The organism is Nonomuraea sp. NPDC050404, assembly GCF_040655495.1.
GTDB lineage: Bacteria > Actinomycetota > Actinomycetes > Streptosporangiales > Streptosporangiaceae > Nonomuraea.
In genome coordinates this window covers 21,530-42,282 of sequence record NZ_JBFAKB010000045.1, presented here as the reverse complement: position 1 = coordinate 42,282, position 20,753 = coordinate 21,530, and the positions used below count along the sequence as shown (strand labels likewise).

Here is a 20,753-nt window from a genome sequence, read left to right as displayed (position 1 = left end):
TCAAGAGTGCTCCCCGGCCGGCGTCAGGGTGCCGGACTTCTCGATCGCCCGCGCCGCCTCGGCGACCGTCAGCCCCTCGACGAAGAGCACCTCGACCGGCAGCTCAATCTGAAACTCGCTCTCCACCATCGCCAGGAACTGGACCATCGCCAGCGACTGGCCTCCCAGCTCGAAGAAGTCCTGGTCAGCGGAGGTGACCGCGACGCCGAGGATCTCGGACCAGAGCCGCATGACCTCGGTTTCGAGCACATGGAGCATCGCCATAACACATTCCCCTCGTAGCGAAGAAAAAGAACAGCCGTAGCCAAGCGAGAGAAGAAAAGTTCGCGCCATGAGCGGCGCTCATCGCCTGCGAAAGATGTGACACCCCGAACGCGGATCGCGCGCCGGACTTCCAAGATCGCGGATCGCCCTTATTCAAAACGCTAGGTCCGCCCCGGCGCGCCAGTCAACCTTTTCACGGCCATCTTCGCTTTTGTTAGGATGGTGGTTGGGAGCGCTCCCAAGACGTCACCCCGGCGCCTCCCGCCGTTCGCGCGCGGTTGCCACCGGAAGGGCCTCCGCACCTGCCGTGGGGCGTTCTCCATGCAGTTCAAGCCGCACATACACCGGAGAAGAAGGCGGCCGGGCAACGGCCGTTCGCCGCCACCCGGCCCGGAGCGCCATCCTGCCGCGCGGATCGTGACGACCCACCACGCGGCAGACGGCCGCACATTGATTTTCACGGGACGACTCGCCGGGGATCCCGGTGCGCCGCAGGGAATCAATCACCTGCGAAGAAGCGATATGTGCCGGACCTCTTCCCGGCCCGCAGGAAACGCGTTCAGCTAAATCCGACCACAATTCACGACCGGCTGTGGGGCGATTCTGTCAGCCGATCCGCACGACCGCCGCTCCCCCACCGGCGGCGATCGTGAAAGCCGAATACCACATCGCCCGGGACGCTCAGCGGGCGATCAGGTCGAGCTGCAGGTAGTCCAGGTTGAAGTTCTGGTACGCGTCCTGCGGCATGCGCAGCACCAGTTCGTGCGTGCCCTTGGTGAGCCGGCGGCGCTCCAGGGGCTGCACCGTCAGCGCGTCGTGGCTCGTGGTGTTGGCGATCTGGGCGGTCGTGCCGGTGCCGGAGCCCCAGTCGAGCACGACGCTGCCGGCCGGCGAGTAGGGCGAGGAGACGCGGGCCGAGACCTGGTAGAGGCCCGCCCTCTTCACCTCGAAGCGGTATTTCAGCCACTCGCCGCCGCGGATCCAGTTCACCGCGATCGCGCCCTCGATGTCGCAGATGTCCACGCCTTCCTCGGGCCTGGCCACGGTGCAGCGGTTCGGGTCGAGGTCGTGGTAGCCGACGCCCTCGCCGCCCGGCGCGTAGTCCTCGCCCTCGACCCGGACGGTGCGGTGGCCGGGCTGGCGGCCGTAGCGGGACAGGTCGCCGCCGTCGCGCCAGTAGTCCAGCGCCTCGACGTTGTCGGTCTGGATCATGTTCGCGCCGTAGGTCCTGGCGAGCGCGCGCCAGCCGAGGTCCTCGTCGCGCAGGGACGCCTCGTCGGTGTGCTTGATGGCCAGGCCGTACCACATGCTGTTGATCCAGATCCGGCTGTGCCTGGCGATCTTCCTCAGCGTCTCGGGCGCGACCTGCGGGTCCTCGGCCTTGTCGAACACCACCTCGTACGCCACGGGCTGCCGCCCGGGGAACGTGCCGACGACGCCCGCGGTGGCGTCGTCAATGATGTGCATGTAGAGGATCTCGTCGTCCTTGGCCATGAAGGCGGCGGCCTCCTCTACCGTGGGGGCGCCCTTGAACAGGCCGTGGCCGACGGTCCCCGTCCGCTTCAGCACCTCGTACATCTCCTCGTGGACCGGCCAGCCCTTGTCCAGGTTGACCAGCGCCCTGCCCTTGACGGCGAGCATCGCCTCCTCGAAGGTCGGCACGGTGTGCTCGGTCACCGCGGCCTGGGCGCCGCCCAGGCCCTGCTTGAGGCGGAGTGCCCTGATCTGCTCAAGGGTCAGGTCGGCGACGCGGCCGGTGCCGTTGGTGGTCCTGTCGACGCTCTCGTCGTGCATGAGCACGAGGTGGCCGTCCTTGGTGGGCCGCACGTCGATCTCGACGATCTCGGAGCCGTCCTTGACGGCGGCCTCGATCGCGGCGAGGGAGTTCTCCGGGGCGGCGCGCCACTGGCCGCGGTGGGCGGCGATCATGAGCGGGGCGCCGGGGCCGTGCTTCAGCAGCCGCTGGTGGATCCGGCCGAACCCGTCGGGGGCGCTCGCCGCCGCGGGCGCCTGGGGCAGTGCGGCGAGGGTGACGACGGCCACCAGGGAGGCCAGGCCGGTGGCGGTCAGGGTCCGACAAAACTTCTGAATCATGGACACCAACCCTGTAATGGGGATATGTCGCTCTTATGAACGGATGACGGATAGGTCCGCAAGCACAGGTGACCTTGTGCCCGGCTGTCCCCGCTCCCTCATCCGAATTCCGGTCATCCGGATTGCCCCGACTGTCCGGTCGTGAAGTCGCGCTCCGGGAGGCGGGAGATCAGCCAGGTGGCCACCAGTCCCGCGACGCACATGCCGGCCAGGAGCCAGAGCCCCATGTCGAAGGAGCCGGTGGCGTCCTTGACGGCGCCGAGGCCGTACGAGAAGGCCATTCCGCCGAGGTTGGCGCAGAAGTTGCCGAAGCCCGTGACCAGGCCCGTGTTGGCGGTGCCGACGTAACGCAGCGGGACCGCGAACAGCGGCCCGAAGTAGAGCTGGAGGAAGATCGAGTTCACCGCGATCACCGCGATCAGCGCGGGCAGGGTGTCGGCGAAGGGGATGAGGCCGATCGTGACGGCGAGCATGGCGAGGCACACGCCGATGACGGCCAGGGGACGGCCGAGGCGGTCGGACACCCAGCCGCCGAGGAAGTTCGACGGGGCCGTGACCGCGGCGCCGATGGCCACGACCGCGCCGGCCACGCCGAGGGAGTAACCCTTGTCCTCGACGATGAGGCTGGGCAGCCAGAACGCCGTCCCCGACACCACCGCCAGGCGGACGAACTGCACGAACCCGCTCAGCCACACCGCCCGATGCGCCAGCAACTCGCGGGCGTCCGCCCAGGTCGGCGGCCTCGAACCGGCCTTCGCCGGAGCGGGGTCGCCCAGCTTGGCGAAGGCCAGCAGGACCAGCAGGCCGCTGCCGGCGAACAGGATCAGCAACGAACGCCAGCCGAGGGGGCCGACCAGCACCGGGCCGAGCGCGTTGAGCAGGATGTTGGAGGAGAAGCCGCCGGCGACGTACAGGCCCATGGCCGTGGCGCGGCGGTCCTCGCGGAACTGCCGGCTGATCAGCAGCAGGCCGGGCGCGAACACCAGCGACCTGAAGACGCCGGAGACGGCCTGGTTGACGACGAGCCAGCCGAAGGAGTCCAGCAGCGCGAAGGTGATCGAGAGCAGGTTGATGCCGAGCAGCCCGAAGACGAACAGGCGCTTGGGGTCGAACCGGTCGGCGAGGTAGCCGGACGGGATCTGCATCAGCGCGTACGTCAGCGTGCCCGCCGCGGCAAGCAGGCCGGCCTGCGACGGGCTGATGCCGAGATCCTCACGGATGAGCGGGAGGAAGAGCGCGACACCACCGTAGGCGAGGGCCTGCATGCTCTGGCACACCACGATCAGCGTGGAGTTGAGCACCGGCCCCCGGCTGCGCGGTGGGGTGGCGGGAAGCTGGTCGCCGCTCAGTCCAGCACCGCGGTGGCTTCGACCTCGACCATGATGTCCGGCTCGCCCAGCGCGGAGACGCCGATCAGCGTGATGGGCTTGACCGGGTCGACGCCCAGCTTCGCGGCCGCGCGGCCGACACCCTCGCCCAGCAGCGGATACTTCTCCGGAGTCCAGTCCACGACGTAGATCGTCAGCTTGGCCACGTCGTCGAACGACCCGCCGACCTCCGACAGGGCCCTGCCGACGTTCAGATAGGCCTGCTCCACCTGCGCGGCGAAGTCACCGGTGCCCACCGGACGGCCCTCGGCGTCACGGGCCACCTGCCCGGCCAGGAACACGATCCTGGATCCCCGGGCGATCGCGACCTGCCGGTAGACATCAGGTTTCGGCAGCCCATCCGGGTTGAACAACTCAACGGCCATATCAATCCTCATGTCGGCGGTACGCCCTTCGCACCGGAATGCACTTTACTGCGACCTTGGCCGCCCGGTGGCACCGGTGGAACCTTTGCCATGCGCTGGTCTGGGCGGGCGCTCCTTTGGCGGGCGTACGGGAAGGTTCGAGGTCGGATCGGCTCAAACTCACCGCACCGGGAGATGATCGTGCCCGCCAAGAGCAGCACCACCAAAGCGTCGAAGAAGTCGAGCAGCCAGCCGTGGCTGCACGTGGACGGGACCCAGATACAGGAGTTCGGCACGGTCAGGACGTGGCCGCTGGCCCTGTCCGACCAGGCCCGCACCTACGCCTGCGAGCGGCTCAACCAGGTCCTGGCCGACACGCAGATCCTCTACGCCCTGTACAAGAAGCACCACTGGCTGATGCGCGGCCCGACCTTCTACCAGCTGCACCTGCTGCTGGACAAGCACGCGGGCGAGCAGCTCGAACTCGTGGACATGATCGCCGAGCGCATCCAGACGCTGGGCGGCATCGCGGTGGGCGACCCGCGGCACGTGGCGGAGATCACCGTGGTCCCGCGCCCGCCCAACGGCGCCGAGGAGGTCCCGGCGATGATCTCGCGGCTGATCGAGGCGCACGAGACCATCCTCATCACCGCGCACGACGCCGCCTCGCGCGCCCAGGAGCTGGGCGACGACGGCACGAACGACCTGCTGGTCTCCGACGTCATCCGCACCGGGGAGATGCAGACCTGGTTCCTGGTCGAGCACCTGGTCGACACCCCGCTCGTCGAGACGCCGCACAACGGCCAGGTGCGCGCGCCGCGCCGGAACGCCGCCAAGTCGAAGTAGGCCCGGTACGGGCGGTCAGCCCCGCCCGTACCGGTCCTCGGCCCGCCAGAAGTACCAGAACCCGAAGACCAGCGCGCCGACCGCCCACACCAGGCTCGACACCCACACGAGCTGGGGCGGGTTGTGGCCCTCGATGAGGATGTCGCGCATCCACTCGATGTAGCAGGCCGCCGGGTTCAGGTACATCACCGTGGCGATCCACTCCGGCAGCCCCGCGGCGTTGACCACCTTGTCGTGGATGGCGAAGAACACGCCGGAGGCGTACAACCACGTCCGCATGATGAACGGCAGCAGCTGGTTCAGGTCGCGCATCGTGGACCCGACCCTGGCCAGGATCAGCGCCGCCCCGGTGTTGAACAGCGTCTGCAACACCAGCACGACCGGGATCATCAGCCAGAACCAGGTCAGCGGCTCCCCGGTGATCAGCACGATGACCAGCAGCACGCCCATGGAGACGACGAGCTGCTGCAGCTCCTGGATCGTGTACGCCAGCGGCAGCGAGGCCCGCGGGAAGTGCAGGGCGCGGATCAGCGACAGGTTGCCGGAGATCGACTTGGCTCCGGCGGTGACCGTGCGCTGCGTGTAGGTGAACACGAACATGCCGGTCAGCAGGAAGGCCACGTAGTTGTCGATGTTCTTGCTGCCGCCCAGGATGAGGCCGAACATCACGTAGTAGATGGCGGCGTTCAGCAGCGGGGTGATGACCTGCCAGAGCTGGCCGAGGGCCGAGCCGGAGTACTTCGAGACGTTGCGCGAGGTCGCGTACGTCAGCACGAAGTGCCGCCGCTCCCAGAGCTGGCGCAGGTAGACGGTGAACCGCGGGCGCGCGATGGCGGGGCGGAGCCCGTGCTCGCGGGCCAGCTCCGCCAGCGGCTGCGGCGCGGGGTCTTCCACTTGGCTCATGAGCACCTCGAAGCGTTGCGTTCGCCGGGCCTCGCACCCACCGGCGCTGCCGGTGACCGAGGGTCGTTCATGGGGCGATCATCCCCCCTGACAGGGGGCTTCGGTCCAGTTTCGAGGCCGGAGCGTCGCGGAGTCGAGCGATTCGCCTCCACGGGGCCCGCCTTCAGACCGTGAGGTACGGCCGCAGCGTCTGGTCGAGGGAGTCGCGCATCGCGGCGGGGAGCAGCCCTTCGCCGGTCAGCGCCCACAGGATCAGGGTGCCGTTGTAGGACACCTGGACCGCGCGGGCCAGCGGCGCGATCTCGGCTTCCGCCGCCAGCTCCCCCGCTGCCACCGCCTCCGTCAGCAGGGCGGCGATCTGGTCGCGGGTGCGCAGGGCATGGTCGGCGGCGTGCGCGCGGAAGTCGGGGTCGGCCAGGTCGAGCTGGAGGAAGCTGAGGCTGCCGGCCAGTTCCTCCGGCGTGGCCACGCCCTCCGACAGGCGCACGAGGGCGGCGCGCAGGGCGGCCAGCGGCGAGCCGTACTCCTCGCGGGCCCGCTCGAACGGCAGGCCCGCGGTCTCGGCGGAGTGGCGGGCGAAGGCCAGCAGCAGGCCGCGCTTGGACCCGAACCGCTGCACCAGCGTGGCCGGGGACAGCCCGGCCTGCCCGGCTACCGCGGCCAGCGTGAGTCCCTGCGGGCCGTGGCGCTCGATCGCGCGCGCGGTGGCCGCGAGGATCGCCTCGTCGCTGGTCGTGCGGGGCCTGCCCATGCTCGTTCTCCCCCGGACTTAGTGAATGCGCATTCACAAACTACCAGGCGACGGGGCTGGACCCGGTAGGTGGGGACAATTAGAGCGGCAGCGTTACGCCGGTGATCGCGAAGCGTTCGACGGTCGCGACGTGCCCGCCGGTGTGGGCGACGATGGTCAGCGTGCTGCCCGGTTTCGCGGTGAAGGAGACCCGCGCCGACCAGGGCTCGCCCGCCTCGGCCACGCCACCGGCCGGCACGCAGCACCGCTTGCCCAGCGGCCCTTTCGACCCGGGATGGCGCACCTCGACCGTGATGCTCTCATCCACTCCCCTGATACGCCCCCCGACGGCCAGCGGCGAGCCGACGGCGGCCCCGTAGGCGGGCTTGGTCAAGGTGAACGCCTTGGTGTCGTCGGTGCCGACGACCTCCCAGGGGGCGTCCTTCCCCGGGCCGTACTTCATGAGGTGCACGACGGCCGCCTCGAACCGGCCCTCCTGCCCGTCCATGCCGACGTGCACCCGCGCGTGCGAGCCGTCGATCCTGGTCTTGATGGCCAGGTCGATCTCGGTGAAGCCGAGGAAGTCGCGGGTGAAGGCGATCGCGGTGCGCTTGGGGTCCAGGTGCCAGGGCTCCGCGCCGTCCTCGTGGTAGGCGCGCTGCCAGGTCGCGACCTCCTGCGGGCTGGAGAACGGCCACAGCGGCTGGTAGTGGCCGGCGATCAGGACGTCCCCCGGAGTGGGAGGCGTCCGCGGAGGACTCGGGTCCGGGAAAGGTCTGGTGGTGGGTGTGCCGCCGGCCGGCGGAGGCGAGGCGGTGACCGTGACGGTGGCACCCGCCCGCGACGCCGGCCCGGTCACACCACACCCCGCCAGGGCCACCACGGTCACGGCCAGCAGGGGCACGGCTCGTACGGCGAGCGCTTTCATGCGGTTTCTCCTGCTCTGCGGGGCCCCGTTCGACGAGGCCCCCTAATAAAAACCGTACCCATTCCCACGCGCCTCCGGGCGGCGCATCCGGCACCGGTTCACCTGCGGCAACGGCCCGGCTTCCGAGAGGTCCCGCCCGTGCGGGGGTAACGTCCAGGCATGGCCGCCGGCCGGCGCGCGCCCACACCGGAGGAGACGTGATCATGGCAGGCACAGGAGATCTCGGCCGCCGCATCATCCATCACCGCGAACGCCTCGGCCTGACCCGGGAGCAGGTGGCCGAGCACGCGGAGATGTCACCGGGGTATCTGAAGTACCTGGAGGAGAACGCCGACACGCCCGACACCGGCTCCCTCTACCGCCTGGCGGACGCGCTGCGTACGACGGTGGACGACCTGCTGGGCGGCGGTCATGACCGGCCGCCGGGGCACGGCCCCGCCATGGCCCACCCCACGCTGGAGACGATGGACGAGGCGGAGTGCCGGCGACTGATCGAGCCAGGCGGGATCGGGCGGGTGGCTTTCAACGGCTCGCACGGGCCGACCGTGCTGCCCGTCAACTACAAGGTGCACGACGGCGCCATCGTGTTCAGGACCGCCGCCGGCGGGGCCATGGACCAGGACCTGAGCACCGGCCTCGAAGGCGTCGACATCAAGATCGCCTTCCAGATCGACAACATCGACGAGGCCAACCGGGAGGGGTGGAGCGTGCTGGTGCAGGGGCCGGCGCACCACGTGCCGCCAGGAGAGGTGGCGGCCGTGGCCGGCGCGGGGGTCACCCCGTGGGCGGGCGGCGAGCGTCAGCTCTTCATCCGCATCGTCCCACAGCAGATCACCGGCCGCCGCATCCACGGGATGTGAGTGACCTCAGCGGCACCCCTTGGCGGCGAACGCCATGAGCTGCGTGACCTCGCTCTTGTCGAAGTTGTCGTCGGAGCCGATCACCAGCGTGCACTCGCCGCCGGCCAGCCGCGGGCCCCAGGCCAGGCTCTCCAGGTTCTGCACCGGGGGCCGGAAGTCGCCCAGGTCGTAGACCAGGCGCTTGGAGACCGGCCGGTAGGGGCCGTCCTCGGCGAGGGAGTCGCGCTTCAGCACGTTCGTGGCGCCGCGCAGGTCGATCTCGTACAGCTTGGCCCGGTAGCCGACGCCCTCCATCCAGGAACGCTCCAGCGCCAGGTAGCGGTAGTCGTCGATGGACAGGAGCTCCGACACGCCGCTGTCGGCCAGCCCGGACGGCGGGTTCGGCGGGGCGGCCAGTGCGTCCAGCGCGTAGGCGTACTGGCCGCGCGTCCTGCCCTGGCGGTCCCACATCGTCAGCCGGGTCACCGCGCCCCGTCCGGCCGTCGGCACCGGCCCGTCCTCGAACTTCGGCCCCTCGGTCACCGCGGTGATGGCGTGCTGGGAGACGGCGAGCCCTTCAAAACCGAAATTGCGCCGCTGCCCGCGATCGGTGTGGGCCAGTTCCAGATTCCACGGCACCGGCAGTTCGGCCACCGTACGACCCCGGAGGTTCGCTCCGTGCACCGCGGATTGCGAGACGGGAATTTCCGGATTCCGCGCGTCGGGCCGGTCGCCCTCGTCGCCCCAGAGCAGCCGCCCGGTCTCCGGGTCGTACCTGATCGACTCGGGGTCGGCCGAATCCCGCCGGCCGTAGCCCGCGTACGGCTTGCCGTCCTCCCGGGTGAGCGTCGTGACGCCGGTGAGACGTACCCCGGTGAAGTCGCCGGTGGCCTTGTTGATCGCGAGCTTGCCGGTGTAGAAGCGGGCCGGGTTGTAGCGGTCGCGGTCGTCGGAGATGAAGTACCAGTTCCCGGTGCGCGGGTCGCGGTCGATGCCCGACAGGCCGCCGACCGTGGTGCCGTCGAACTTCATCAGGTACGGGATGCGCTGCTCTCCGAGGAAGCGCGTGATGCGTACCGGCTCGTCCGGATCCGCCGCCGCGGGTGGAGCCGTGCTCACCACCATCGCGCAGGTGAGGGCGATTCCCATTGTCTTGCGTGAAATTGTTCTGCGTGAACGAGCCATCTGACCCTCCGTGCCGAAAATAGACGGGGGACATGAAAGCGCGGATCCACGAGAAAGTCCACGATGAAACAATGGCATGCCGCACTGCAAAAGGTGCGAATGCGTGAGAAAATACGGCCCCTCGCCGGACGGACGGTGGCGACATCTCGCTCGAATACGGCCGGACCAGACGCAAGCCGGGAAATTACCATGGAATTTCCCGGCGGCGGCACTTACCAGCCATCGACCCCTGGGGGGCCGCGTGCCGTGGACGGGCCGAGGTGTCACCGGGGATCGGGAAGGGCGCCGATGACCGCCGTGGCGTCCAGTTCGTCCGAGGTGGCCACCCGGGCCGACAGCCCGGCGGCGCGTACCGCGTCGGCGGTCTCGGCCGCCTGGCGTTCGCTGGTCTCCACCAGCAGGTGCCCGCCGGGCGCGAGCCAGCCGGAAGCGCCCGCGATCACGCGGCGCACGACGTCGAGCCCGTCGGTGCCGCCGTCCAGCGCCAGCAGCGGCTCGTGCAGGCGGGCCTCGGGAGGCAGCAGGCCGACGGACTCCGACGGCACGTACGGCGGGCTGGCGATCAGCAGGTCCACCCGGCCGCGCAGGGTGGCGGGCAGCGGCTCGTACAGGTCGCCCTCGTAGACGTGCGCGCCCGTCAGGTTGCGCCGGGCGCAGCGCACCGCGACGGGGTCGAGGTCGGCGGCGTGCAGTTCGGCGCGGGCAGGCCCGGCCGCGACCGCCGCACCCATCGCGCCGGTCCCGCAGCACATGTCCAGGATCACCGGCGTGCCCGCGACCGCGCGAGCCAGGGCGACCGCTTCTTGAATGAGGAACTCGGTACGCGGCCGGGGCACGAACACCCCCGGCTCAACGGCCACCCGCAGGCCGCAGAACCGCGCCCAGCCCAGGACGTGTTCGAGGGGCTCACCCGCGACGCGGCGCTCGACCATGGCGGCGAGGGCGTCGGGGTCGGGCGCGGCGGAGACGAGCAGTTCGGCCTCGTCCTCGGCGAAGACACAACCGGCGGCACGGAGCCGGGCGACGATGGCAGAGGCAGGGATAGATGACGAAAAAACCGACATGGGAGCCTTTCGGGATGCCGATGGGCGCTCCCGCGGTCACCTAATCCTGGTGGCCCGCACGGCCGGCAGAAGGGAGCACCCAGCCTGACACAGCGGTAATGGGTCTCACCTCCCAAGGCCGAAGGACGTTCGCGTACGAGACCGTCACAGTATCAGCCCGGCGCACTCTGTGTTGAACGATGACAGATGATGTCACGTAGCGCTATTTATGCAGGTAAGGCATGTTCGCATGGACCGGTAGGTGACGCAAGGACCGTAGCCGTACCCCTTGGCGAACACCTGCCGCCCGCCCGAGACCACCGATACGGCCGCGCCGGGCAGCTCATATTTCTCGAGCTGTGCCGGCACAACGCTGTCGATCAGCCGGCCCACGTCCGCCGGGCTGTCTGCGGACGCCTGGCCGGCGGCGTTCGCCTGGCCCGTGCCGGAGAGGATGGCAAGCACGATCACCGCGGTGAGGAGCGCCGCTTGCTTCATGCGTTCAACACACCGCAGCCGGACAGGCTGACGACAAGAGCCACGGTCAGCAGCATCGCGCGCGCCGGCATTGACTCCCACGACCGTGGGGTGGCCCCCGCGGTGGTCGCGCGGGCGCCGGGAGACGCGCTTCACCCGAGCCTCTTCCAGAAGGAACAGCGGTGGTCGGTGCCATAGTCGATGGGCCGGACGTCGTCCGGTACCAGACCGAGCACGGGTCCTTGCCCGGTGAACCGGGACCAGCGCGGAGAACCCTTTGCGTTGGGGTCGCCGGTCCGGGCGAAGGTGGTCCAGTAGCCGACCATCTGCGCGCCCAGTCGCTGCTGCGGCGGCGTGCGGAGGAGGTTTACACCACCCAGGTCGAACAGGGATGGCAGGTCGGTGGCGTGGGTCGCGCCCAGGGGGAACCCGGGGACGTCGATGCCGTTGACGTTCGGGGCGTCGCGGTCACCGAACTCGTAGACGTAGACGTCGGTTTTCCGGGCGAGCAGCCGGTCGGCCTGCAAGGTGGGGCAGGCCCAGGACCGGTCGGTGACCACCGTTGCCCAGGCGATCGCCGGCGAGTCGTACGCGGAGAGCGGGTAGCGGGCCTGCACCTCGTCGGCCTTCTCCCCGAACGCCGTCTTCATCAGCTCGGGGTAACGCTCGGCGGTGTACTTCTGACCGGCCATGATGGCGCCGCCGATGAAGGAGCGCATCTCGTCGCGGTTGCCGCCGGAGATCACCGGCACTCGGTGGAACGTTCCCTCGCGCAGCGCCTTGGCCGGGTTCGTGGGAAGCAGGGAAGTGCCGTACGTGACGTGATCGCTGAACGAGACCATGTGCGGCGGGAAATCGGCGGCGGGTCGTTCACGCAGGCAGTCGAGGGTCTTTCTGGCCGAGCCCTTGTCACACTTCATGCGGGCGGCGAGCGCGGCCCCGTCCTTCCGCGTCGTGGCCAGGGACGTGTACGGCGTGTGCGCGGGAGAGCTGGGAAAGAGCCCTCCGGCCGACCAGGCAAACGCATGGGGGCGTCACCGATCACATCGGCGGCGCCCCCAGACGACTTCGCCGACCCCAGAAGTCTCACAATTACCGATCAGTCGCCCTTCGGGACATACCGGATGTTTTCAAGATTCCCGACAGAGGCAAACTCAGTGAATCCAGGTGCGCGGTCAGGACCCGGGCGGCCCAGCCGGTGTCGCCCGGCGGCTCGTAGACCAGGTGAAGAGCCAATCCGTCGATGACGGCGTGCAACCTGCGGACCTCCAGCTCCAGGTCGCGCCCCGGCGACAGATCCACGCCGTTGTCGAGCAGGCTGACCATCCAGCGGCAGGTGTCGCGCAGCGCCTGGCGGGCCTCCTCGCGCGGCGCCCTGAGGGACTCCTCCGCGTTCGCCGCGCTGAACAGTGCCAGCCAGACCTCCATCTCCGCGCGGCGCCCCGCGTCCAGCGGCAGCAGCTCGCGCGCCACGGCCTCCACGGTCTGGCGGATGGTCGGATGCGGCGGCAGCGCGGCCACCCGGGCACGTACACGAGTGAGCACGAGCTGCAGGGCGAACACCAGCAGCTCGCCCTGGCTCCTGAAGACGTGGCGCAGCGATCCGGCCGACACGCCCGCCTCGGCGGCCACCGCGCGTACGGAGACGTGCCCGACGCCGTCACGCATGATCACCCGCCAGGCCGCCTCGGCGAGTTCCTGGCGCCGCTGTTCGTGGTCGATGAGCTTCGGCACGCGGCCATGTTAGCTCATCCGTGCTAGCATGATCCACTATGGCAACACGGTCGTATCAACAAAGGGCTGTCCCGTCTTCTCTCTGCCTGCTCGTCCCTGGACTGATCGTCCTGGTGGTGCTCTACATCGCCCTGCCTGTCATGATGGCCGTCGACCGCGACTACACCAGCGCGTCGATCATGCGGAACAACCCGTCGCTCAGCCCTGCCGACCTGGACTTCGCCGTCAACGCCGCCATCGTCTACGCGATCGTGCTGCATGCCGTGAGCAGCGCTGCGGCCGTCTGGCTCGTCGTCAAGGCGCTTCGTGGCCGCCGCTGGGCCCGCATCGCACTCACCGCGTACCTGATCCTCGCCACCCTCGGCAGCCTCGTCTCCGCAGCGGCAGGGGCCGAATACCTCTGGGCCGTCATCCCGAGCGACGCTATCCAGCTCGCCATGATTGTCCTGCTCTGGTTGCCTGCCCCCTCCAGGCGCTTCTTCGGCTCCTCCTGAAGCAGCCACCCGTAATCGATCTTCCCGGCAGGAGGCCCACGGGCCGGCCGACGTAACCCCAGGAAGCCCCTTGCGGGCGTTTCGGTCGAGACACGTCCTGGACAGCCTTACGTGCCTGCCGGGAGGGCCGGGCACTGTCGCAGTGCTCCGGGTATCGGGTGAGGGTTCGGCGCAGGTGTTTCTCGTTGCGGATGAGTGTGCGGTCGAGGAGTTCGCGGCGCAGGGTGCCGATCATTCTCTCGCAGTGTGCGGTGGTTTTCGGGACTTGTGGCGGGCTCTTGAGGACACGCAGGCCCGCGTCGGCGATGGACCAGGCAGCGGTTGCCGGTCCCGCGCGGGTGGTCGGCCTCGGTGAACAAGCTGGCTCCGCGGCCGGGAACCACGCAGGTGTACGCCTTCGGCACGGCTCATCCGGAGGATCCCCGTGCACACAGTGCGCACGGGATCCCGGTGAAGGCGAACGCGATGATGTGGCGGATCAAGGGATGAGCGAAGCGGACACGGTGGGTGCCGTACCGCTTCCGTCTCCCGGGTGACCCGGAGTTCGCGTACACCGCACAGGCGCGATCCCCTGCACCGACGGCAGGGGCATGATCGCGCTCGCCGGCTGACGTTCCGTCGAGCGCGCAACTTCGTGAGACCTCAGTAGGCGCGCGTGCGCCCGACCCATACGTTCCGGGCGCGGAAGTAGGTGTCGCCGGTGGGCCCCGGCAACTGGTCCTTCCAGCCCGGGGAGCTGTCGTCCAGGCCAGATGCGTAAGTGCCCATCTGCAGGTTGATGATGAGCCACATCGGGATGCCGGCCCAGCCGAGGCCGAGATGGTCGGCCACCCAGTTCCCGCCGAAGGAGTACTCGAGCTTGACGTTCTCGCCGTCCTTGTACATCCAGACGCGGTATTTGATGAATTGGCTACTGGGATTGCTCTTGTCGTCGGTCAGCTTGGTCGTCCTGGTGACGTAGTTGCCGCTGTCCGGGAACTCTCTGGTGTCCTCTGTCGGATTGGCGTTCCGGGTGTTGAAGAGGTTTTCGGGGAATGCGCCATCCTGCCCGACGTATTCGAGGATGTCGGTCTCCGGCGGCCACACGTCGGCCCCGGTCATCCAGAACGCCGGCCAGATGCCCGGGCCGGTGTCGGTCCTGAACTCGCCCTCGATGTCGTACTCGGGGAACTGATCGTTGATGACGATCTGCTGCTTGGCATGGACGGCGCCGGAGTGCCACCAGATCGGCGCGCGCGGCTGATGAGTGCTGGACTCGACCGACTTGGACAACCGGGTCGCGGTCAGCGTCATCACGCCTCCGGAGAGGGAGACCTTGCTGTCCTGCATCTTGGCGGCGCCGTTGTGCGTCCGGACATCGCCGAAGGTGACGGGGTAGTTGAGGTTCCACACCTGGTCGAAGGCCGTCCTGCTGTCGAAGGACGTCTTCTCGATGATGTTCTCCCACGTCTCGGCGCTGCGCGCGGCGGCGCGGGCGGCGCGGCGGGCGGTGCTGCCCGCGGACGAAGAGGCCGCCTGGGCGGTGGCCGGGAGACCCGCCAGTCCCATGGAGATGCCACCGACGGTTAAAGCCGAGGTCAGGAGTCGTCGCCGGCTGATGCCCTGGTCGAAGTTCTTCACCGCAGAAAGTCCTCATAAGCGTCATGGATCTTGGTCAGGCTCAGTATGACCAAGGGATTTCGATTCGGGTAGGAGTGATCTTTGCGTGCGGTTACGGCGACCCGGAGTAGCCGTCTCCGGACGGCCGAATCGCGTGAGTCTCTTCCATCTGGCGGGCGTCCCCAGCTACATCGTGGTCGCCGAACTCGGCATCAACCAGGTGCTTCGCGGGACGCTGCCACGTCCCGAGTTCCCTCAGGCGCTGCGCGAGGCGGCCCCGCCGGTGTGGCGCGGCCGGGCGGCGATGACCCTCCGGTACGCCAGCGGCTCCTACGTCCCGCGCGGCCAGGCCGCCGAGGTGGCGGGAGCTCCGACTGTCGCGGCCATGAACACGGGACACGCGGTGCCGGCGGTGCGCGGCGAGTGGGTCACCAACGAAAAGAGACTCCTGCGGCAGGCCGGCCTGCGCGACCTCAACGCCATCGTGGGCGAACTGCGGCCGGAGCCCGGAGTGCTGGCGCGGGCGATCACGGAGGCGGCCAAGCTGTTCGACGCCGCCGTCTGAGCAGCAATCGCCCTCCGAGAAGCAACCGCCGTCTGAGTTCACGTCCAGGGAGATGGTGTACGCGTTTGACCTGGTCAAAGCGCGGGCGGGCGAGAGGGGACGCTCTGTTGCCCGCCTCCCTGTCCCTGCCGGCCGAGCCGCAGCAGCGAAGTGTGCGACGCAAGGACGAGCGAGCTGAAGGCTTCCCCGACGGCTGGCTAGCCAAGGGATCGCCAGAACCCGCAGTGATGCTCGCGATCCAGGTTGACCGTGGTGATCCCGCCTTCACCGGGGGCGAGGGACATCACTTGATGGTCAGAGGGCCGATAGGCCGGCCAGACCGGCGCCGTCTGGTTGCCGTTGGGGCTTCCGTCGTGGGCAAAACTGGTCCAGTAGCCGATCATCTGGTCGGACAGGCGCTGCTGCGCTGTGGACAAGGCGCGGCCCGCGTACGCGCGCGAGAACAAATACTGAAGCTCGCCCGCGTGGTAAGCCCCGGTCGGATAGCTCTGCGGAGGCGCCTGCTTGAACCAGGGCGCCGTGCGATCGGCGAATTCGAACGCGTAGGTCGGGACGTGCCGGCTGAGCAGCGTGTTCATTTCGACGGCGGGGCAGGCCCAGGCCCAGTCGGTGATGGTGGCGGCCATGGCCCAGCTCGTGGAACCGCGGTAATCGCGCAGGGGGTAGCGGCGGATCACCTTTGCGTTCTCCTGTTTGGTCAAGTCGAGGAAATTTCCCAGCACCGCCGGATATTCGGCGGCGGGGAGCGGACCGCCTGCTTCGGCGTCGAAGCCCACCTGGAAGGTCACGTGTTCATCGCGTGTGATGCCGTGCATGACGGGCACTCGGGTGAAGCGGCCGGAAGCCAGTTGACGAACGGGATCCTCGGGCAGGACACCACCCCCGTAGGTGGGCGCGAGCCCGTGCGGACCGACCGCTTTGAGCAGAGCGGAGACCGGCTTCGCCCGCAGACAGGCTGCCGCTGTACGCAGGTCGCCGCAACCGGCTGCGGTGGCGATCTCGATGGCCTGCTTCTGTGCCTGCGCCCGTGGCTTGGGGCGCCAGGTCTCCGCTTGCGGCCCCGCGGTTCCGGGCGCCCATGGCCAGCGCAGGGTGCAGGGCCCGCTCTGCATGATGACACGGTGGAAGAGTCCGCGTGAGCCCGGCGCGGTCAGGTGGGCGCAGCTCGACATCCCGCCGGCCGATTCACCGAAGATCGTGACATTGTGTGGGTCGCCGCCGAACGCGGGGGCGTTCGCCCGTACCCAGTGCAGGACTGCCTGCTGATCCTCGATGCCGAAATTTCCCGATCTGTGCCGTGCCGGCCCGCCGTCGAGCGCGGGATGCGCGAGGAAGCCCAAGGCATTGAGACGATAGTTGAAGGTCACCACAATGACGTCGCCTTTGGCGGCCAGCCGTTCGGCGCCGTAGATGGCGCCTGAGCCGCCGAGGAAGCCACCTCCGTGGATCCACACCATGACCGGGGTGGGCCGCGCGTCGGACGCCTTGACGTGCCGCGGCGTGGTCACGTTGAGGAAGAGGCAGTCTTCGGCCATGCTCGGTTTGTCGCCGATGAAGTCCTGGTCCTGGGCGCAGGCCTGGCCGGGCCGGGTGGCGTCGCGTACTCCCGTCCAGGCGGCGGCGGGGCGCGGTGACCCCCATCTCAGGGCGCCCACGGGGGGCGCCGCGTACGGGATGCCCTGGAAGAGCCGATGGTCTTCGTGGACCGTGCCGCGAATCGCGCCGGTCCGCGTCTGGACCACCGTGGGGTCGCCGTCCTGGCTGCTCGCGGCCACCGCCGCGGGACAAGCGGTGAGGACGGCGGCCGTGGCGAGGCAGACGGCCCTGGTCAAGGTCCCCCTCAACCGATTGATGATCTTATGGTGGGTGTTCTTCATGGAGATGGCTCACTGTCGGGTCGATGGGTGATAAGGAATGTTCGGGTACGGGAGACCGGCGCGTGATCAGGTCTTGATCTGCTGATCGAAGCAGCCACCGGTGGCGCGGACCCTGCTCAGGGCGCGGAGCTTTCACCCGCCGCCGGGAGAATTGATCACGTTCATGGGGCGGGGGCGCAGGGCGAGCCGAGAGGTTGCGAGCGTGGTCGCAGCCACGGTCAGCACAGTGGTCGCGATGACCGCGAGGATGACCCAGAAGGGGCCTGTGGGCATGATGGACCCCACGGCGACGGCCATGGGAAAGACGGTGAACACGGCGATCAACGCGCCCAGGGCGATGCCGGCCATGGCCACGATGGTGCTTTCGACCAGCAGCATCCGCCGTATCTGGCGAGGGGTCGCACCGGCCAGGCGTTGCAGGGCGAACTCCCGCCGCCGGGACACCACCAGCACCGCCAGCGCGTTGACTGCGGCGATGGTGGCGTACGCGATGGCCAGCGCGGCAAGCAGGTAGCCGATCCACGCCTGCACTCCCCCGGCGTCGGGGAATATGTATGACAGCCGGCTTTGATCGCCGACGGTGGCACCGGGCCAGGCCTGACTTGTTCGTTTCAGTGCGCTGACCATCGTGGAGACGTCCTGGTTCGCGGCCGCGCGCACCAGGACCGCCGATGCCAGGCCAGTGGTCGTGTGCGCGGCGAGCACGTCGACCGGAAGTATGACACTTCCGTAGTCGGCGGAGCTGCCCAGCAGCGCGATGACCTTGACGTCGATGGCCGCACCGTCGCCGAGCCGCAGCCTGATCCGTTCGCCGAGTTCGATCTCAAGCTCGGCGGCCTGCGCCTCGGACAGGGCCACGGTATTGCCGGCCAGGTTGCGCAACGAGCCGGAAACTAGGGGCGTGGCCAGGATCGACGCCGTGTCCTGCGCGGCGATTCCCAGCAGGGTCCCCGGGTCGCTGCCGCGGGAGTCGTAGGGCTGCTCGATCCACCCCCTGCTGGAGACCAGTGCCGACGCGTGCGCGACCCCGGGACTCTGGCGGATCTGCTCCAGGAAGCCGCCGGAGACGCCGGCAGCGGAGGTGATCATGGCATCGGCCCGGAACTGCTCGAGACGTCCCTGCAGTACGGCGTCGTCGTGCGTCGTCTGCGCATAGATGTTGCCCAGCGCGATGGCCGTGGCCAGGGTCAAGGGTGTCAGGAGGGAGGCGAACTGCCCTGCTCGGGCCCGTACGTTGATGATGGCCAGCTCGTTCGCGGATCCACCGGCCCGGGTGATGAAGCCGCCCGTCCGGGCAAGCAGCCAGGTGAGGACCTCCGGCCCGAGCAATGCCACGGCGATCCCTCCGGTGAGAACGGCCGGGCCGCCCACCGCCGATGCGGTCTCCGGATCGAAGAACATCGTTGTCGTGGCCAGAACCACCGTGACGCCCGCCAGGACGACGCCGAGCAGTCGCCGCGTCGGTCCGACGGTGACGGGCGGAATCGCGGCATCGGCCAGCGCCTGGATGGGGCGGACCCGGGCTGCGGTCACCGCCGCGATCGCAGCCGCTGGCCAGGGGATGAGCAGCGCAAGCAGCAAGCCCGCGGCGAAGGTGATGGTGCTCGGGTGAAACTCCAGTTCCGGGGGGATGACGCCGTACTCCACGCTCAGCGCGAAGATCACGCGACCGAGGAGTACGCCCGGCAGTGCGCCGGCCAGGGCGGCCAGAACGGAGACGATCATCGTCTCGGCCACCACCATGCGATGGACCTGCCGGGGAGTGGCCCCGCCGGCCCTGAGCAGTGCGATCTCCCGCAGGCGGCCTCGTATGCCCAAACCGATGGTGGCGGACACCACGAGGGCCATCACCACGATGACCAGGCCGCCGAAGATGCCGGACAGCAGGATCATGGGGAGCCGACCGGCGGCGATGGCGGTGAACTCGGCATGGCCGCGATCGTTGCCCGTGAGGATCGTCAGGTGGGGCCATCGCTGGTTGTCCAGACGCCGCGCCAGCTCTTGTGGCGACACACCACGGACAGGGAACACGCCGATGACGTCGTACGTGCCGGAGTGCCGGGAGAAGCGCCGCACGTCCGTGGCGGAGAAGAACAGAGCCGGCGCGTCCACCCGGTGATGCGGGAGCGCGACACCGCTGACCACGAAAGTCTCCGGCCGGCCGCCGACCATGACGGTGACCCGGTCCCCCGGCGCCTTGCCGGTGCCGCGCGCGAGCGCGCCGTCCAGCACGACCTGGCCGGCAGCCTGTGGCTGTTGACCCAGGCTCAGGGTGTACGGGGTGAGCGCAGCTGATTCCCACCCGTGCCCGGACCCGGCACCACCGAGCAACCGGCCCTTCGCGACGACGGCCGCGGGGAACGATACGTCCGGCACCACCCGCTCCACCCCGGGGAAGGCGCTCAACTTCTCCGCCACGTTCGCGTCGAGGCGTGAGCGCTCGGTGTAGGGCACGGTTTCGGATTCCTCGTCGGGCAGGCGGAAGCCAGCCGATCCCGCGACGACCACGGCGGCCGCGCCGAAGCGTTGCGCCGGTGCGTCAAGACGGACGGCCGACTCGAAGACCCCGGCGCAGGCGACCAGGAGCGAACAGCCCAGCGACACGGCGGCGAAGGTGGCAAGGGAGGCCACAACACGAAAGCGCACACCGGCCAGTGCGAGCCTGATCACTGCCCGTCCCGAGCAGCGGCTGCTTCGCGTGCCTGGGAACCAAGTTCGGCCAGGCGGGCGGCCACCTGCGAGACCGTGGGCGCGGTGATCTGACCGGCGAGCAGCCCGTCCACGAGGAAGACCGCGTCGTCGGCGTGGGAGGCGGCGACCGGGTCGTGGGTCACCATGACGATGGTCTGGCCTTCATCCGCCAGGCCGCGGATCATGGTGAGCACCTCGGCCGCCGTGTGGCTGTCCAGCGCACCTGTCGGCTCGTCTGCGAAGATCACCGACGCGTTGCCGGCCAGCGCCCTGGCGATGGCCACGCGCTGCTGCTGGCCACCGGAGAGTTCCCCGGGCCGATGTGCGATGCGGCCTTCCAGACCTACTCGGCGGATGACCTCATTCACCCAGACCTGATCGACCTGCCGGCCGGCCAGCAGTGCGGGCAGCGCGACATTCTCCCCCACGGTGAGGGCGGGCATGAGGTTGAACGCCTGGAAGATGAAGGCGACATGGTCGCGGCGGAGCAGAGTCAGATCCGCCTCGTTCATCGTGGCCAGGGATCGGCCGAGCAGGGTCACGGTCCCGGACGTCGGCTCGTCGAGCCCGGCCGCGCATTGAAGCAGCGTGCTCTTCCCGGAACCGGATGGCCCCATCACCGCGGTGAAGCTGCCGGCGGGGAAGCCGATCGACACGTCGGCGAGGGCCGTAACCGTGTTCGGGCCGCTTCGGTACGTCTTGCGTACCTGGTCGAGGACCACCGGTGCAGGCGCCGACGTCATCGGGGGTTT

Annotated in this window: 20 protein-coding genes and 1 pseudogene; 4 read left to right on the top strand and 17 right to left on the bottom strand. The window is 69.1% G+C overall.

Translation table 11 applies throughout. The features are described from left to right. The 4 genes from AB0I81_RS59620 to AB0I81_RS59605 all read right to left on the bottom strand — a co-directional run bounded on the left by AB0I81_RS59620 (position 1) and on the right by AB0I81_RS59605 (position 4,111). A complete protein-coding gene (locus AB0I81_RS59620) occupies positions 1-264 on the bottom strand; it encodes a phosphopantetheine-binding protein (RefSeq protein ID WP_360678506.1) in 264 nt (87 codons plus the stop codon). 681 nt (positions 265-945) lie between these two features. Next, complete coding sequence (locus AB0I81_RS59615) at positions 946-2,358, bottom strand: glycerophosphodiester phosphodiesterase family protein (RefSeq protein ID WP_360678504.1); 1,413 nt, start codon at positions 2,356-2,358, stop codon at positions 946-948. Between the two features lie 113 nt (positions 2,359-2,471). Then, on the bottom strand, positions 2,472-3,659 hold the full coding sequence (locus tag AB0I81_RS59610) for an MFS transporter (RefSeq protein ID WP_360678502.1): 1,188 nt from the start codon (positions 3,657-3,659) through the stop codon (positions 2,472-2,474). A 44-nt stretch (positions 3,660-3,703) separates the two neighbouring features. Then, the gene (locus tag AB0I81_RS59605; protein ID WP_360678500.1) at positions 3,704-4,111 is read right to left on the bottom strand and encodes a RidA family protein; all 408 of its coding nucleotides are present in this window, start codon (positions 4,109-4,111) and stop codon (positions 3,704-3,706) included. A 180-nt stretch (positions 4,112-4,291) separates the two neighbouring features. Between AB0I81_RS59605 and AB0I81_RS59600 the strand changes: the two genes are divergently transcribed. Then, complete coding sequence (locus AB0I81_RS59600) at positions 4,292-4,936, top strand: DNA starvation/stationary phase protection protein (RefSeq protein WP_360678498.1); 645 nt, start codon at positions 4,292-4,294, stop codon at positions 4,934-4,936. A gap of 15 nt (positions 4,937-4,951) precedes the next feature. Here the strand turns inward: AB0I81_RS59600 and AB0I81_RS59595 are convergent, their stop codons facing one another. The 3 genes from AB0I81_RS59595 to AB0I81_RS59585 all read right to left on the bottom strand — a co-directional run bounded on the left by AB0I81_RS59595 (position 4,952) and on the right by AB0I81_RS59585 (position 7,497). Further along, positions 4,952-5,839 carry an ABC transporter permease gene (locus tag AB0I81_RS59595; RefSeq protein ID WP_360678496.1) on the bottom strand — a complete coding sequence of 296 codons (888 nt, stop codon included), beginning with the start codon at positions 5,837-5,839 and terminating at the stop codon, positions 4,952-4,954. Positions 5,840-6,002: 163 nt separating this feature from the next. After that, positions 6,003-6,590 (bottom strand): helix-turn-helix domain-containing protein, encoded by a 588-nt coding sequence (locus AB0I81_RS59590; RefSeq protein WP_360678494.1) that lies wholly within the window; start codon positions 6,588-6,590, stop codon positions 6,003-6,005. Positions 6,591-6,669: 79 nt separating this feature from the next. Then, on the bottom strand, positions 6,670-7,497 hold the full coding sequence (locus AB0I81_RS59585) for a hypothetical protein (protein WP_360678492.1): 828 nt from the start codon (positions 7,495-7,497) through the stop codon (positions 6,670-6,672). A 203-nt stretch (positions 7,498-7,700) separates the two neighbouring features. Between AB0I81_RS59585 and AB0I81_RS59580 the strand changes: the two genes are divergently transcribed. Beyond that, positions 7,701-8,357, top strand: coding sequence for a pyridoxamine 5'-phosphate oxidase family protein (locus AB0I81_RS59580; RefSeq protein WP_360678490.1), 657 nt, complete (start codon positions 7,701-7,703; stop codon positions 8,355-8,357). A 6-nt stretch (positions 8,358-8,363) separates the two neighbouring features. On the opposite strand, the gene AB0I81_RS59575 is transcribed toward AB0I81_RS59580, so the two are convergent. From AB0I81_RS59575 to AB0I81_RS59555, 5 genes and pseudogenes are all read right to left on the bottom strand, one after another. Beyond that, the gene (locus AB0I81_RS59575; RefSeq protein WP_360678488.1) at positions 8,364-9,485 is read right to left on the bottom strand and encodes an esterase-like activity of phytase family protein; all 1,122 of its coding nucleotides are present in this window, start codon (positions 9,483-9,485) and stop codon (positions 8,364-8,366) included. A gap of 299 nt (positions 9,486-9,784) precedes the next feature. Continuing rightward, a complete protein-coding gene (locus AB0I81_RS59570) occupies positions 9,785-10,585 on the bottom strand; it encodes a putative protein N(5)-glutamine methyltransferase (protein ID WP_360678486.1) in 801 nt (266 codons plus the stop codon). 192 nt (positions 10,586-10,777) lie between these two features. After that, positions 10,778-11,062: a hypothetical protein gene (locus tag AB0I81_RS59565; protein ID WP_360678484.1), complete on the bottom strand. Its 285-nt coding sequence runs from the start codon at positions 11,060-11,062 to the stop codon at positions 10,778-10,780. Between the two features lie 131 nt (positions 11,063-11,193). Continuing rightward, a pseudogene (locus tag AB0I81_RS59560) lies at positions 11,194-12,015 on the bottom strand (carboxylesterase family protein); the annotation flags it as partial. A 118-nt stretch (positions 12,016-12,133) separates the two neighbouring features. Then, positions 12,134-12,775: a TetR/AcrR family transcriptional regulator gene (locus AB0I81_RS59555; protein WP_360678482.1), complete on the bottom strand. Its 642-nt coding sequence runs from the start codon at positions 12,773-12,775 to the stop codon at positions 12,134-12,136. A gap of 38 nt (positions 12,776-12,813) precedes the next feature. On the opposite strand from AB0I81_RS59555, the gene AB0I81_RS59550 reads away from it, so the two are divergent. Then, entirely contained in the window at positions 12,814-13,269 is a 456-nt protein-coding gene (locus AB0I81_RS59550) for a hypothetical protein (RefSeq protein WP_360678480.1), read from the top strand. Here the strand turns inward: AB0I81_RS59550 and AB0I81_RS59545 are convergent. Further along, positions 13,199-13,699 (bottom strand): integrase core domain-containing protein, encoded by a 501-nt coding sequence (locus AB0I81_RS59545; RefSeq protein ID WP_360678478.1) that lies wholly within the window; start codon positions 13,697-13,699, stop codon positions 13,199-13,201. The two genes, AB0I81_RS59550 and AB0I81_RS59545, sit on opposite strands and share 71 nt — an antisense overlap. Positions 13,700-13,911: 212 nt before the next feature. Continuing rightward, positions 13,912-14,889: a hypothetical protein gene (locus AB0I81_RS59540; protein ID WP_360678476.1), complete on the bottom strand. Its 978-nt coding sequence runs from the start codon at positions 14,887-14,889 to the stop codon at positions 13,912-13,914. A 133-nt stretch (positions 14,890-15,022) separates the two neighbouring features. On the opposite strand from AB0I81_RS59540, the gene AB0I81_RS59535 reads away from it, so the two are divergent. Continuing rightward, entirely contained in the window at positions 15,023-15,433 is a 411-nt protein-coding gene (locus AB0I81_RS59535; protein ID WP_360678474.1) for a DNA polymerase beta domain-containing protein, read from the top strand. 197 nt (positions 15,434-15,630) lie between these two features. On the opposite strand, the gene AB0I81_RS59530 is transcribed toward AB0I81_RS59535, so the two are convergent. The 3 genes from AB0I81_RS59530 to AB0I81_RS59520 all read right to left on the bottom strand — a co-directional run bounded on the left by AB0I81_RS59530 (position 15,631) and on the right by AB0I81_RS59520 (position 20,744). Next, positions 15,631-17,310 carry a carboxylesterase family protein gene (locus AB0I81_RS59530; protein ID WP_360678472.1) on the bottom strand — a complete coding sequence of 560 codons (1,680 nt, stop codon included), beginning with the start codon at positions 17,308-17,310 and terminating at the stop codon, positions 15,631-15,633. Positions 17,311-17,442: 132 nt separating this feature from the next. Next, positions 17,443-19,980 carry an FtsX-like permease family protein gene (locus AB0I81_RS59525; protein WP_360678470.1) on the bottom strand — a complete coding sequence of 846 codons (2,538 nt, stop codon included), beginning with the start codon at positions 19,978-19,980 and terminating at the stop codon, positions 17,443-17,445. Then, on the bottom strand, positions 19,977-20,744 hold the full coding sequence (locus tag AB0I81_RS59520; protein ID WP_360678468.1) for an ABC transporter ATP-binding protein: 768 nt from the start codon (positions 20,742-20,744) through the stop codon (positions 19,977-19,979). The genes AB0I81_RS59525 and AB0I81_RS59520 overlap by 4 nt, the downstream gene beginning before the upstream one ends. Between the last annotated feature and the right edge of the window lie 9 nt (positions 20,745-20,753).